Source organism: Alienimonas californiensis, assembly GCF_007743815.1.
Taxonomy (GTDB): Bacteria; Planctomycetota; Planctomycetia; order Planctomycetales; family Planctomycetaceae; genus Alienimonas; species Alienimonas californiensis.
Genome location: NZ_CP036265.1, coordinates 755709 through 769589 on the forward strand (window position 1 = coordinate 755709; position 13881 = coordinate 769589).

Sequence of the window (13881 nt, forward strand, 5' to 3'; positions counted from 1 at the left end):
CGGCCGATCACAAGCTCGCGCGCCGCGTCCTCACAGGCTGGCCCGCAGGGCGTTCAGCTCGTCGGCGACGTCGCTCGGCAGAGCGACGGTGCCGGCGACCTCGGCCTTCAACAATTCCCGGTAGCGGTTCCGCAGGCGGTGCACCGCCGTCTTCACCGCGGCTTCGCTGAGGTTCAATTCGGCGGCGATCTCCGCATAACTCCGCCCGGCGGAGCCGGTCAGGCAGGGCTTGAGAACCTCGAACCGCCCGTCGCCGGCGTGTTCTTCTTCCAAGCGGTCCAGCACGCGGGCCAGCAGTTCCAGGGCCCAGCGGCGTTCATACAGGGCCTCCGGCGTTTCGGCGTGGGACGGCTCCCGGGCGTAGCGGGCGGCGGCATCCGGCGGGGCGAGGGTTAGCGTGCTCACGCCCCCGCCGCGTTTCAGCGCCCCCGTCGCCTCCCGCAACCGGCCGAGGTGCCGGCGGAAGGCGACCTTCAGGAAGGTGCGGAACCGGCCGCGGGCGGCGTCGGCGTCCTTGACCCAGCCGCGGTCCAGCAGCTCCGCAAAGAAGCCCTGCACGGCGTCCGCGGCGTCCGCGTGGGCCAGGCCGGTGCGGCGGGCGAAGGCGTAGAGCGGATACCACGCCCCCTCGCACAGCTCCCCCAGCGCCCGGCGGGCCTCCGAGCCCACCCCGCCGGCGGCCAGCACCACGCTCCACCGCGTCGTGGCGAACTGCCGTGGGGCCGAGAACGGCGTCGGCGAGACGGTCGTCACGGTAGCGGTCCCAGACGAAGAATGCCGTGGGCGTCGGTCTGTTCGTTCGCAAACCGCAGCGGCGGGGCCGTCGGCAGCGGGTCGGGGATCGTCACGCCGATCGTCGCGGCAGGTCCGCCGACAGGGACGGGGAACGTCGCCGACCGGACGACGGTTTGGTCCGGCAGCAGCGTGTTGATGTGCCAGTCCGCCTCGCTCGCGGCGACCTCCGTGCCGTCGGGCTCATACAGCCCGACCCGCACCGGCCAGTTGTGCAGGAACGGGGCGACGCCCCGGTTGGCGAACGTCAGCCGGACCGTCACGTCGCGGCCGGTTCGTTCAATTTCGGCCTCGGTCGCGGCGAAGCGATAGCCCAGCGACTTCGCCCCCGCCTCCGCAGCGGCCCGCACGTCGGGGGGAACGTCCTTTTTGAAGATTGCGGAGCACAGGAGCCAGGAGGCGTGCGTTTGCCGGACGCACTCCGCGAAGTCCTGGGCGCCCTTGGCGGTCTTGTCCGGGTCGAACAGCGCCCGCTGGACCTCCGGGCGGACCTCCCCGCCGATACTGCGGGTTTTCCAGACGTCCTTCGCACCGGCCTGTTCGAGCTTGGTCAGGAAGGCCCACGCGTCCCCGTTCCCGCCGGTCCGGAGGGTGGAGTAGGCGAAGCTGTCGTCGTGGAAGCCGACCGGATAGCGCCGCGTCAGTTCTTCCGGATAACGGGCGACGACCGGCGTTGTTTTGAACGCCTTTTCGTAGGACGCGAGCACGCGGCGCTGCACGTCCTCGGAAGCGAACTGCTCCCCGTTCGGGTAGGTGTGCCACTCGCCCCAGTACCCCAGCAGCCCGACCTGCAAGAACCCGAGCCGCGGGTCGCCGTCGTACCGCTCGCCCAGGGCCGCGACCGTGGTCTCCATCGCCGCGATCAGCCGTTCGTCTTCATAGTCCGGGCTGCGGCCGCCGCCGTGCTCGGAATAGCGCCGCATCTTCAGACCGGCGTCCCGCAGATATTGAGAAACGCCGGACTTCGATTCGTTGGGATAATCCAGATACACCCGCAGGACGAGGCGGCGACCGCGGGAGGCGACGTCCTGCAGGATCGGTTCGAGACCGGCGTCGAACGTAAACGCTCCCGGGCCGGTGGTCAGCTCGGCCAGTCCGACGTATTGGAATTCCAGACTGTGCGGGACGGCGTCCGGGCCGCGATCCCCCCGGTACGGCATCAACCCTTTGAGCGGATTCTCCGCGAACCCGGCGTGCGGCGTGAGCGTCATCGTCCGCGTCGCCGGGGCCTCCGGGGCGAACGCGAGCGCGACCAGCAAAGCGAAGGACACGGACGATCCTGTGCGAGATGGCGGGACCGGGAACGATCCGGCCAGCCTAAACGCCCCAGCCGGCCGGGGCTATGCTCCCGCTCGCCGAGGCGCCGGTTCGCCGGCGCCGTCGGCCGTTCCGCTTCCCTTTCTGCCTGCCCTCATGCTCGCCCCCGTTCTGCTCGCCGCGGCGCTCGCCGCCGGCCCCGCCCCCGCCGACGCCGAAACGGCCGGCGTCCCCGCCCCGCCGACGGACGTGGACACGTCCCCGCTGCCGATCAAGGCCGTGCGGGCCTTCGAGTTCCTCACCTTCGACCGCCCCATCCTGCTGACGCACCCCGGCGACGGCAGCGACCGGGTGATCGTCGTCACCCAGAAGGGGCCGATCTTCCAGTTCCCGAACGACCCGGACGTGGAGGAAGCGACCCCGTTCGGCGATCTCTCCGACCGCGTCGTTTATAACGAGAAGCAGAACGAAGAGGGCCTGCTGGGGCTGGCCTTTCACCCGGAATTCAAAACGAACGGCCGGGTCTTCATTTATTACACCACGACCGACGCCCCGCACACCTCCGTCATCAGCGAGTTCAAAGCGGTCGGCGAGGGCCTCGACCAGCGGCTCGACGCGGACAGCGAGCGGGAGATTTTTCGCCTGCAACAGCCGTATTGGAACCATAACGCCGGGACGATTCTGTTCGGCCCGGACGGCATGTTTTACGTCGCCTTCGGCGACGGCGGAGCCGGCGGCGACCCGCTGGACAACGGCCAGAACGTCGGCACCGTCTTCGGGGCGATGCTGCGGCTGGACGTCGACGCCGAACCGGCCGAGGGCAAAGCCTACGCCGTCCCCGCGGACAACCCGCACGTCGGCAAACCCGGCGCCCTGCCGGAGATCTACGCCCACGGCTTCCGCAACCCCTGGCGGTTCAGCTTCGACGCGAAAACCGGCGCCCTCTGGCTGGCGGACGTCGGCCAGGACAAGTGGGAGGAGATTAACGTCGTCGAGCCCGGCAAGAACTACGGCTGGAGCGTGTTCGAGGGCTTCCACCCCTTCCCCCCCGACCGCAAGCCGGCCTACACCGAGGGCGAGGGCATGACCTTCCCGGTCTGGGAATACGATCACGAAACCGGCAAGTCGATCACTGGCGGCGTGGTCTACCGGGGCTCGAAGGTCCCGGCGCTGCAGGGCAAATACCTATACGGGGACTACGTCAGCGGCCTGCTGTGGGCGTTGGAGCTGGGCCCGGACGGCAAGGCGAAATCCAACCGCCCGCTGACCGGCCATAAACACCCGATGATGAGCTTCGGCGAAGGCCCCGACGGCGAGGCGTACTTCATGACGACCTTCGGTCAACTCTGGACCTTCGCCGCGGAGTGAGCGCAGGCCCCGGCGTTCAACAGCACGCCCAACCGAAGGCGACGACCTGCTTGTGCGTCGGGCACTGCGTCACGTGCCCGACGCCGGAGTCGCCGAACATAAACGGCACGTTCGCCTCGCTGTCGAGTTGAAACAGCAGTTCCATCGCCTCGCCGCACTCCGGGCAGGCGGGGCGCTCCGGGCCCTGCCCCCAGTGCGGCCAGCCGGCGAGCTTGTCGCCGTCAGCGGGGGCAATTCGTTCTGCAATCGCCTTCGCCGTCGCCATTCCCTCCGCACGGAAACCGACCTCCTCGCAGATGACCTCCGTCGGGCGATACGGCACGGCGTTGAAGTGATAATCGGTGACCAACCCGAGGCGTTCGTGCTCCATGCCGTGCGGCCGGTCGACGAGGGGCTCCCAGCCGACGATCCGCTGCGGCGGGAACGTGCCGGGGTTCTCCGCGGCCGGGGCGCCGGCGCCGGCCGGCAGCACGCGGCACAGACTGACGCCCTCTGAATTGAACGGCTCCCAGCCGCCGTCGCAGTCCCCGGTGCAGTAGAACAACTGCACCAGCCCGGAGCCGTAGCGGTCGCCCAGTTCGTCCGGCAAGGCGTCCAGATCGAGTTGCAAGAACAGTTCAAGGGGCTGGCCGCACCCGCCGCAGGCGGGCCAGGCTTCGCCCTCGGCGAGCAGCGGTAGGCCGGCAAACTTGCTGTCGGTCGGCGCCCCGTCGCCTTCCTCGACGGTCGGTCGCCACGCCGGGCGCTCCCGCTTCGCGATCCAGGGGGCGAGGGCGGCGAGGGCTTCGTCGGCGGTCATCGGGGCGGCCTATCGGGGCGAACGGTTCGCCCACGGTGGCCGCGCGGCGCCCCCCGGGCAACAGTTCCCGAGGGCCGGCCCGCGGCCCCTGGTCAGTCGTCCCTGCCGGGCGGGTCGACCTCCTCGTGGCCCAGGGCGCTGTTGATCCAGTAGCGGGTGACGAAGATCATCGACACCAGAATGATCGGGGTGGCGAACAGCACGCCCAACGCCCCGAACAGGATTCCGAGCACCAACTGGCCGGTGATGACCAGCGCCGGCGGCACGCCGGTGCCCTCCCCGATGACGTAGGGGGTGATGACGTAGCTTTCGAGCATCTGCACGCCGATATAGGCCAATAGCACCCACAGCGGGGTCATGCCGCCCTGCTGGACGGCGATCAACATCGGGGGGACGGCGGCCAGCAGCGAGCCAATGTTCGGCACGAACACCAGCAGGGCGGTCAGGAAGGCCAGCGTGAGGGCCAGCGGGATGCCCAGCGCCCACAGGGCCAGACCGGTCAGTGTGCCGGTGATCGCCATCGCCACCAGCCGGGCCTTCGTCCAGGCCCACAGGGCCACGGCGGAGTCGTCCATCACCTCCCGCAGCTTCTCCCTCTGGCGGTCGGGGAACAGGTTGACGGCCCCGTCCCGATACATCGCCGGGCTGATCGCCAGGAACACGCCCGTGAAGAAGATGAACAGGACGTAGATGGCGAAGGTGAACGGGGCGGTGAAGACCCGCTGCGCCGGCGAAGACGACGACCCGGACCCGCCGCCCATCAGCCCGCCGACGAGCGTCATGGGGTCGGGGACGGCGTCCAGCAGCTTGCCCGCCGCCCCGCGGGACTCGCCGCCTTCGCCGCTCCCGCCGCCTTCGCCGCTCCCGCCGCCTTCGCCGCCTTCGCCGCTCTCGCCGGAGGCCGACGAGTCGGGGGCCGGCTCGGCGGGGTCTTCGCCGTTCTTCTCCGCTTCGCTCTCCTGGGCGGCGTCGGCGGTGTCGAGGCCTTGCTGGAGGCGCTCCTCGATCGTGCTGCGGGCGTCGGAGAGGCTGGCGGTCAGTTCGTTGACCCGTCCGCCGATCCGCCAGCCGGCGGTCAGCGTGATGGCCAGCATCGCCGCCACCAGCAGGGTCACGACGATCGCCAGGTTCCACCGCGGCCCCATGTGCGTATACCGCCCCAACCCTTTGGCGCACTGCACCAACGCCGAGCCGAACCAGATCGCCGCGAACACCAGCAGCGCCGCCTCCGGCGCGTAGCAGAGCACCAGAAAGGCGGCGACGACGATGGAGGCGATCGCCGCCGCCTTCCACAACCGCCGCACGTACGGGCTGGGCGACTCGCCGGGGGGGACGGTGTCGTCCATCGCCGCGTTCTCGACCCGCATGGGCTCCTTTCGCCCGCGTCGTCCGTCGGCGGGATCGAACGGCGGCGGGGCGTCGGCAGACATGGCGGGGGAAAGGTGGAAGAATGGGAACGGAGCCTTGGGCAGTTTGGGCAACGCCGCGGCGCCGCGCCACGGGGCCGACCCCGCCCGAGCGGCCCGGTTCCGCCCGGGTTTCCCCCCGCACCACGGGGCCACACTACTCCGCGGGCGACGCCGGCTCCGACGCCGGGGCCCTCCGCGTTCGCCCGTCCCTCGCCCGCCCCCCGCCGTGCCGTCCGCCGCCCCCGTCGTTCCCCTCGTCACCCTGGAGGGCCGCGTCGCGCTCATCACCGGCGCCGGCAGCGGGCTGGGTCGGGCCAGCGCCAAGCGGCTGGCGACCGCGGGGGCGTTCGTCGGCCTGCTGGACCTGGACGCCGACGGCCTGGCGGAGACCGCCGAGGAGATCGAAGCCGCCGGCGGCCGCTGCGCGACGCGGACCGCGGACGTCTCCGACCCGGAGTCGATCCGGCCCGCGATCGAGGGCCTTGCCGAGGCCGCCGGCCGGCTGGACGTGGTCTACGCCAACGCCGGCATCAACGGCGTCTGGGCGCCCCTGGCGGACCTGGAGCCGGACGAATGGGACCAGACGCTCGCGGTGAACCTCAAAGGCACGTTCCTCACCGTCAAGTACGCGCTGCCGTGGCTCAAAAAGCGGGGCGGCAGCGTGGTCGTGTGCGCCAGCGTCAACGGCACGCGGGTGTTCAGCAACACCGGGGCGACCGCCTATAGTTGCAGCAAGGCCGGGCAGTTGGCCTTCGTGAAAATGGTCGCCTTGGAACTGGCGAGCCATCACATCCGGGTGAACGCGATCATCCCCGGGGCGATCATGACGCCGATTTTTAATAAGACCGTCGAGCGGAACATCGAGTCCGAAAAGCCGCACGTCGAATACACCGACGGTCGCATCCCCCTGACCGGCGGCGACCCCGGCGACCCGCGGGACGTGGCCAACGCGGTGCTGTATCTGGCCAGCGATCTGAGTTCGCACGTCACCGGCGCCGAGATCGTCGTCGACGGCGGCGAAAGCCTGTTGCAGGGCTGAACCGGACCGCGTCGGCTCGCACGCTCCCCCCGCTTCGCCGTCGCCGATCGGCGGCGCGCCAAGGGGTTCCGCGTTGACCGTGAGCGGACCAAAGGGCTATCTCGGCAGTCCCTTTCCCCAATCGCACCGGCAAGGACGCCCGCGATGTTGCAGCCCGTTCATGCGCTCAAGCTGTTCGCCCCCGAGTCCGTACCCGCGGACCGGGTGGTTCGCGCGGTGCTGGCGGCCACCCGCCTGACGCCGGGCGACCGGGCGTTGCTCCACGGACCGTACGCCGGGACCTGGGAAGCGGTGCTGGAATATCTGGGCGTGTGCGTGGAACGGGCCGGCGCCCCCGCCGAGGCCCGGAAGAAACTGCTGCGGCCCGGCGGAGCGGCGTACGAGGCGGCGATCTACGTCGGCCCGGCGGAGGGCGCCGACCGCGCCAAGGCCGTCGAGGCCGCCGATCTGGTGCGCCCCGGGCGGAACAGCCTCGCGGTGGTGCACGGGGACGACCTCGCCGCCGTCCCCCCCGCCGACGCCCTCCGCCTGCCGGACCGCCGCGGGTTCGCCCAACCGGCCGGCCCCGGCGGGTGGGTGCTGCACACCGTGCCCGGCAGCGCCTGCTGGCGGGGCGTGCAGGGCGCCGTCGCCCCCGCCGCGATGAAGAAAGCGGCCTGAACCCGATTCAGCGTGCGTACCAGCCCGGGGCGCGAGCCCCGGCCGTGCGTCGCGCTGTCCGAAAGAGACCGCCGATGCTTGCGCATCGGGCTGGCATGGGCCGTTCAATTCGTCAGGGACCGTCGGCGGGGTTGTGACGGCCGGCCGGCGGCAGTACACCCCGACCCCGCCGCGGATTCGCTCCCGTCGCGCTCGCCTCCCCCGCGAGCGGCCCCCCGCCGCCCCCGCTCCGTCCCGCCCGCCCCGCGATGAACTGGCCGCTGCTCTGCCGGTTGCTGGGGCTCCTGGCCATGCTGGTGGGCGGCAGCATGACGCTGTCCCTGCCCTGGGCGTTTCCCTTCGCCGGGCAGGTGGAACACGTCGAAACCCGCGGGGCGATCGGGCTGGTCTCCTCCATCGCCCTGTCCCTGCTGACCGGCGGCGGGCTGTGGTGGTACGGCCGCAACGCCGGCAAGGACACCATCCTGCGGAAGGAGGCGCTGGCGGTCGTCGGGCTGGGCTGGATCCTCGCCGGCGTGCTCGGGGCGCTGCCGCTGTACCTCAGCGGCTCCTACCGGAAATATTATCCCGACGCCCCGGAGCTGAACGTCCGGGTCACGGTCGCGGACGCCCTGTTTGAAAGCGTCAGCGGGTTCAGCACCACCGGGGCCAGCGTGCTGGACGAACTGGAGGACCCCCGGGCGGTCCCCCGCTGCGTGATGTTCTGGCGGAGCTTCACCCACTGGCTCGGCGGGATGGGCATCATCGTGCTGTTCGTGGCGATCCTGGGCCAATTAGGGGCCGGCGGGAAGGCGCTGATGCGCCGGGAGGTCCCCGGGCCGATCAGCGAGGCCGTCCGCCCCCGCGTGCAGGAGCACGCCCTGACGATGTGGCTGATTTACGTCACGCTCTCGGCGATCGCGGCGCTGGTGTATTCGCTGGAGGGGATGAGCCTGTACGACGCCCTGTGCCACAGCTTCGGCACGCTCGCGACCGGCGGGTTCTCCACCTACAACGACAGCGTCGGCCACTTCGGACCGCTGATCCAGTGGACCGTCATTCTCTTTATGTTTCTGGCCGGGGTGAACTTCAGCCTGTATTACCTCGTTTTGCGGGGCACGCCCCGGCTGGGCGAGGGCAAGGTCTGGGGCCGCCTGAAACTGGTGTTCGGCGACCCGGAGTTCCGCGTCTACGTCGCGATCCTGCTGATCGCCACGGGATTGCTGTTCACGTATCTGCTCACCCGGCGGCAGTACGACTCCGTGGTGGAGGAGTTCCGGCACGCGGCGTTTATGTCCGTGGCGATTACCACCACGACCGGCTTCGGCACGGAGGACTACACCCAGTGGGGCGAGTCCGCCAAGGGGCTGATCTTCCTATTAATGTTCTGCGGGGGTTGCTCCGGGAGCACCGCGGGCGGAATTAAAGTGATCCGGTTCATGCTGCTGGCGAAAGTCGTGCGGTTGGAGGTGGAAAAGGCCTTCCGGCCGAACGTCGTCCGCCCGATGAAGCTGTTCGGCCTGCCGGTGGACCGGGACCTGCGGCACGACGTGGTGGTCTATTTCGCGTTGGTGCTCACGCTGTTCGTGGGCGGTTGGTACGCCCTCTGCCTGCTCGAACCGGGGGACCAGTGGGCCGCCCACGACGACGTGCCCGGCGCCCAGGCGGAGAAACTGATCGACTGCGCCAGCGCCGTGGCCAGTTGCCTGAACAACATCGGCCCGGGTCTGGGCAAACTCGGCCCGGCGGAGAACTACAGCGACTTCGCCGCCGGCAGCAAACTCCTGCTGACCGTCCTGATGTTGCTGGGCCGGCTGGAACTGTTCGCCATCCTGGTGCTGTTCGCCCCGCGCTTCTGGCGGGTCAATTAGGGAGTCGCTTCCCCGGTTCGCCGGCGCCGAGAGGCGGCGCGCTTCGGGCCGATCTGGGCCCGGACACGGACCGAACGGCGCCCCCCGGTTCGGTTGTGGCCCGGGGGGCGGACGGAACAGGATCGCGGGTCCCCTCCCCCGCCCGGTTCCGCACGATGTCCGCCCCGGTCCCCCCGTCTCCGCGTGACCTGTCTCCGCGTGATCCGTCCGAGGGCATGCTGCGGCGGGCGGGCGTCGCCGCGGCGCTCGGCGTGCTGGTCGTCGCCGGCCTGACGGTCCTCCGCCCCACGGCGTCCGCCCAGCCGCCGACCCCGGGCGAGAAGGGATTGAACGCCCTTCAGGCGGCCGACGTGCTGGGGGAGGCCCCGCCCGCGGCCGTCGTCCCCGGCCCGCCGCTGACGCTCGGCGGCGCCCCCGCCGACGCCCGCGGCCCGGCCGATCTGCTGCCGGCCGACGGCGCCGTCGCCTTCGTCGCCTGGGCCGGCACGGCCAAGGCCGGCCCCGCCTTCGCCCAGACCGCCGCCCACAAGTCGCTGATCGACAGCGGCCTGCTGCCGACCGTCCGGCGGTCCTTCGGGGCCGTCTGGCAAAAGGGTTTTGAGGAGGCCCGCAAAGCCGTCGAACAGGCCACCGGCGGCGGGGCGGAGCAAGAGATCGACTTTCACTTCGAAGTCGACGAGGAGGATATGAAGGAGGGGGATATCGAGTTCGAAGTGGAGGACCTCCAGTCACCCAAGGACAACGTCGAAGACGGGCCGCAGGAGTTCCAACTGCAGCCGATCGAAGAGAACCTCGACGCCTTCGACGAGGACGTCGTCGTGGAGGACGAGGAGTTCGACGCCCCGAACCCCCGCCCGGAGGCCCTCGCGGCGCTCCAGGCGCTGGGGGACGCGACGCTGAGCGGCGGGGTGACGCTCTCGGTGCACCTGCTGGAAGGTCCGCCGCTGCCGAGCGTGTTCGTCGTGCTGCCGGGCGCCGCGGACGCCGCGGAGGCACTGCTCTCCCAGACGACCGTTGAGGAACGCGAGGCCCTGCAACTCCGGCAGGAGGAGGTGAACGGCGTGAGCGTGACCGTCGGCAACGTGCCCGGCGTGCCGCCCTTTTTTAACTTCGGGCTGTGGCGGGTCGGCCCGCACCTGGTCGGGGCGATCGGCCCGGGCGCCGTGCAGCGGGGCGTGGCGGTGACGACCGGCGACGCGGCCGCCCTCGGCACGCACCCCCTCGCGGAGCACACCCCGGACGACGCCCTGCTCGCCGGCTGGCTGGACTTCGCCACGGTCGTCGATCGCTTCGGCGAGTTCCCCGCCTACGAGGCCGACTGGCGGCCCGGCGGGCAGGTGACGGTGGGCGAACTGCTGACGGCGCTGGGGCTGGACGCCCTCTCCGGCGTGCGGGGTTCGCTCTCCGCCGACGGGGAGGCGCTGCGGTCCGAGGGCGAATGGCTGCTACGGGGCGAACCCCGCGGGCTGCTGGCGGCGCTCGATCCGGCGCCGATGTCGCTGGCCGATCTCCCCCCGCTGCCGGCGGAGGTGAAGTCGTTCGGGGCGTGCTCGGTGGACTTTGCCACGCTGTACGACGGCCTGATCGACGCCGCCGGCGCCCTCGCGGAGTTGCAACGCCCCGACAGCCGGGAGCGGGCCATGCTGGAGAACGCCCCAGCGGTGCTGAACGACCTCGCCGGGTTCGACGTGCGGGCCGCGTTGTTGGAGCCGCTCGGTTCCGTGGCCGCGGTCTATTCGGATCCCCACGACGGCGGGCTGTTCGGGCTGGGCGGGGTCGTGGCGATCGCCGTGGAGGACGCCGCGACGCTGAAGGCCGGGCTGGCGACGGTCGCGGACCGGGCGCTGACCAACCTGCCGCCGGACGCTGGCGAGCAGGTTCGCATCACCGCCTATCAACAGTCCGGCGTGGACGTGACGACCGTCTCGATCGCCGGCATGTTCCGCCCGAGTCTGGCGGTGACGGACGAGTGGATTGTGTTCGCCCCCACGCCGCAGGCCGTCGCCGCGTTCCTGCTGCGGGCCGACGGCACGCTGCCTACCTGGGGACCGACCGGCCGCTGGGAGGCGCCGTTCGGGCGGGTTCCGGCGGAGTTCACCTCGCTGTCGGCGAGCGACCCCCGGCCGGCGGCGGCGTTCCTGAACAACCTGATCGGCACGCTGCTGCCGCCGATCAATCACTTCGCCGGCGGCCCGGCGGACGCGATCCTGCCGCCGTCGGAACTGGTTACCGGGCCGCTGTTCCCCAACGTGAAATGGGCGACGAACACCGGCGAGGGCGTGCAGGGCGTGGGCTACGCCTCCCTGCCGACGCCGATGGCGATGGGCGGCGGCGGATCGGTGGCGACGCCGGCGATCCTCGCCTCGCTGCTCCTCCCCGCGGTCCAGCAGGCCCGCGAGGCGGCCCGGCGGATGGAGTCGATGAACAACCTCAAGCAGTTGGGCCTCGCCGCCCATAATTATCACACGGTCTTCGACACCCTCCCCCGCGGCACGGCGGAGGGCACGAACCTGCCGCCGGAGCGCCGGCTCAGCTGGGTCGTCGCCCTGCTGCCGTATTTGGAGGAAGGGGCGCTGGCGGAGCGGCTCGACCCGACGCAGGCCTGGGACGCCGGCCCGAACGCACAGGTCGCCCGCACGGCGCTGCCGTGGATGGTGAACCCCAGCGATCCGAACGGGGCGACGACGGACGAGGGCTACGCCGTGACGCATTACGTCGGCGTCGCCGGCGTCGGCCCGAACGCCGCGGCTGCCAAGCGCCACACGGCGAAGACCGGCATCTTCGGCTACGACCGGACCACGAAGTTCGCGGACGTGACCGACGGGCTGTCGAACACCCTGATGTACGGCAGCGTGCAGTCGAACGTCGGCCCGTGGGCGCAGGGCGGCCCCTCTACCGTGCGGGCCTTCACCCAGCAGCCCTCCATCGGCGGCCCGGACGGCTTCGGCGGCTACCACGCCGGCGGCACGGACTTCCTCACCGCCGACGGGGCCGCCTACTTCATCTCGGAGAACATCGACCCGCAGGTGCTCGAAGCCCTCGCAACCGCCCGCGGCGGGGAAGACGTCGACTGGGACGAGGTGGAATGAGCCTATGACGCTTGCGGTTTCGCTGGGGGCGACGAGTTCTCTGGCCCCCGCGAAACCGCAAGCGATCCTCGCGCCTCTTACATCACGCCCTTCAGCGCGTCGAGGATCGCTCCCGCGTCGTTGGCGACGGGGATCGGGGCGTTGGCATAGGCCCGGTCGCCGCGGTGGTAGTTCACCGTGGCGTCCGGGTCTTTCAATTCGTGCCCGGTGAGGATGCCGACGACGCGGTCGCTGGGGGCGATCACGCCTTGCGCCCGCAACGCCTTAATGCCGGCGACGCTGGCGGCGCTGGCCGGTTCGCAGCCGAACCCGCCGGCGCCGACCTGGGCCTTGGCGTCGAGGATCTCCGGGTCGTGGGCCTCGCGGACGACGCCGTCGGTCGCGTCCAGCGCCCGCAGGCACTTATAGAGGTTCACCGGGCGGTTGATCTGAATGGCGCTGGCGAGGGTGTCGGCCCGGCGGTTTTCGGCGTCCATCTCGCCGTAGAACTTGCCGACCAGTTCCTCGTCCGGTTCGCCGCCGTTCCACCGCAGGCCGTCGTGCTCCCACAGGCGATACAGCGTATTCGCCCCGGCCGCGTTGATGATCGCCAGCCGCGGCAGGCGGTCGATCAGGTTCAGCTTCTTCAATTCGATCAGCGCCTTGCCGAACGCCGAACTGTTCCCGAGGTTCCCGCCGGGCACGACGATCCAGTCCGGGACCTCCCAGTTCATGCCTTCGAGGATGCGATAAATAATCGTCTTCTGCCCTTCCAGCCGGAAGGGATTGACGGAGTTGCACAGATAGATATTGGCGTCGCGGCAGACCTCGCGGACGCGCATCAGGGCGTCGTCGAAGTCGCCTTCAATTTGCAACGTGACGGCACCGTAGTCCAGCGCCTGGGAGAGCTTGCCGAAGGCAATCTTGCCGCTGCCGACGAACACCACGCACTTAAAATGCCCGCCGGCGCCGGCGTAGAGGGCCAGGCTGGCGCTGGTGTTCCCCGTGCTGGCGCAGGCGGCGAGCTTCGCCCCCACCATGCGGGCGTGGGTGCTGGCGGCGGTCATGCCGTTGTCTTTAAAACTGCCGCTGGGGTTCAGCCCCTCGTATTGCAGATGCAGGCAGCCGTCGTTCAGTCCGCAATATTTGGCGACGGAATCGCTGCGGCGGAGCATCGTCTGGCCCTCGCCGACGGTGACGATCATCTCCTCCGGGGCGAAGGGCAGCAGTTCGCGGAACCGCCACACGCCGGAGTAATCCAGCGGGTTGTTGCGGGTCGCCCAGCGCTTCTCGAACCACTTCAGCGAGGACGGCACCGGCACGCGGTCCCAGTCGTATTCGATATCCAGCAGCCCGCCGAGCGGTTTGCAGGTCGGCAGGACCTCGGTGAGGTCGAACTCGCTGGCGTCGGCGGGGGCGGCGGGCGTCTGGTAGGCGAGGGGGGACAACGGGGGGCGTCGGGCGAGGGGAAGGACGGGGGCCGGACGCGACGGTCGCGCCAAGCGGCCGGACGATACCCTGACGCGGCGTCGTCCGGCACCGCACTCCAATCGCCCCGCGCCGCGGCCGGCGGGGGCGGGGCGTCGCCACGGGGCGAACCGGGCGACAGGGGCCATCAATATTCTGTGCAGGGTCTTGA

At 70.6% G+C, this 13881-nt stretch carries 10 protein-coding genes; 5 read left to right on the plus strand and 5 right to left on the minus strand.

Translation table 11 applies throughout. The features are described 5' to 3' along the window. Window positions 1-30: 30 nt before the first annotated feature. The gene (locus CA12_RS02940; RefSeq protein WP_145357405.1) at window positions 31-753 is read right to left on the minus strand and encodes an RNA polymerase sigma factor; all 723 of its coding nucleotides are present in this window, start codon (window positions 751-753) and stop codon (window positions 31-33) included. Next, window positions 750-2063 (minus strand): DUF4832 domain-containing protein, encoded by a 1314-nt coding sequence (locus tag CA12_RS02945; protein WP_145357406.1) that lies wholly within the window; start codon window positions 2061-2063, stop codon window positions 750-752. Before CA12_RS02945 ends, CA12_RS02940 begins: the two co-directional genes overlap by 4 nt. Window positions 2064-2205: 142 nt before the next feature. On the opposite strand from CA12_RS02945, the gene CA12_RS02950 reads away from it, so the two are divergent. Then, window positions 2206-3417: a PQQ-dependent sugar dehydrogenase gene (locus tag CA12_RS02950; RefSeq protein ID WP_145357407.1), complete on the plus strand. Its 1212-nt coding sequence runs from the start codon at window positions 2206-2208 to the stop codon at window positions 3415-3417. Window positions 3418-3433: 16 nt separating this feature from the next. On the opposite strand, the gene CA12_RS02955 is transcribed toward CA12_RS02950, so the two are convergent. Both CA12_RS02955 and CA12_RS02960 read right to left on the minus strand, forming a co-directional pair. Further along, entirely contained in the window at window positions 3434-4216 is a 783-nt protein-coding gene (locus CA12_RS02955; protein WP_145357408.1) for a DUF1963 domain-containing protein, read from the minus strand. 92 nt (window positions 4217-4308) lie between these two features. Then, complete coding sequence (locus CA12_RS02960; protein WP_145357409.1) at window positions 4309-5646, minus strand: AI-2E family transporter; 1338 nt, start codon at window positions 5644-5646, stop codon at window positions 4309-4311. A gap of 205 nt (window positions 5647-5851) precedes the next feature. Here CA12_RS02960 and CA12_RS02965 point away from each other — a divergent pair, with 205 nt between their 5' ends. The 4 genes from CA12_RS02965 (at window position 5852) to CA12_RS02980 (ending at window position 12263) form a co-directional block, all read left to right on the plus strand. Further along, entirely contained in the window at window positions 5852-6664 is an 813-nt protein-coding gene (locus CA12_RS02965) for an SDR family oxidoreductase (protein ID WP_207622122.1), read from the plus strand. A gap of 144 nt (window positions 6665-6808) precedes the next feature. Then, a complete protein-coding gene (locus CA12_RS02970) occupies window positions 6809-7324 on the plus strand; it encodes a hypothetical protein (RefSeq protein WP_145357411.1) in 516 nt (171 codons plus the stop codon). Between the two features lie 248 nt (window positions 7325-7572). After that, entirely contained in the window at window positions 7573-9174 is a 1602-nt protein-coding gene (locus CA12_RS02975; protein ID WP_145357412.1) for a TrkH family potassium uptake protein, read from the plus strand. A 155-nt stretch (window positions 9175-9329) separates the two neighbouring features. Beyond that, entirely contained in the window at window positions 9330-12263 is a 2934-nt protein-coding gene (locus CA12_RS02980; protein ID WP_145357413.1) for a DUF1559 domain-containing protein, read from the plus strand. 77 nt (window positions 12264-12340) lie between these two features. Here the strand turns inward: CA12_RS02980 and thrC are convergent, their stop codons facing one another. Further along, the gene (gene thrC / locus CA12_RS02985; protein ID WP_242688111.1) at window positions 12341-13690 is read right to left on the minus strand and encodes a threonine synthase; all 1350 of its coding nucleotides are present in this window, start codon (window positions 13688-13690) and stop codon (window positions 12341-12343) included. Window positions 13691-13881: the final 191 nt, after the last annotated feature.

Bases quoted from the DNA above. Each gene is read 5' to 3' on its own strand.
- CA12_RS02950 (WP_145357407.1), top strand. From the start codon at position 2,206: ATGCTCGCCCCCGTTCTGCTCGCCGCGGCGCTCGCCGCCGGCCCCGCC.
- CA12_RS02955 (WP_145357408.1), bottom strand. From the start codon at position 4,216: ATGACCGCCGACGAAGCCCTCGCCGCCCTCGCCCCCTGGATCGCGAAG.
- CA12_RS02960 (WP_145357409.1), bottom strand. From the start codon at position 5,646: ATGTCTGCCGACGCCCCGCCGCCGTTCGATCCCGCCGACGGACGACGC.
- CA12_RS02970 (WP_145357411.1), top strand. From the start codon at position 6,809: ATGTTGCAGCCCGTTCATGCGCTCAAGCTGTTCGCCCCCGAGTCCGTA.
- CA12_RS02975 (WP_145357412.1), top strand. From the start codon at position 7,573: ATGAACTGGCCGCTGCTCTGCCGGTTGCTGGGGCTCCTGGCCATGCTG.
- CA12_RS02980 (WP_145357413.1), top strand. From the start codon at position 9,330: ATGTCCGCCCCGGTCCCCCCGTCTCCGCGTGACCTGTCTCCGCGTGAT.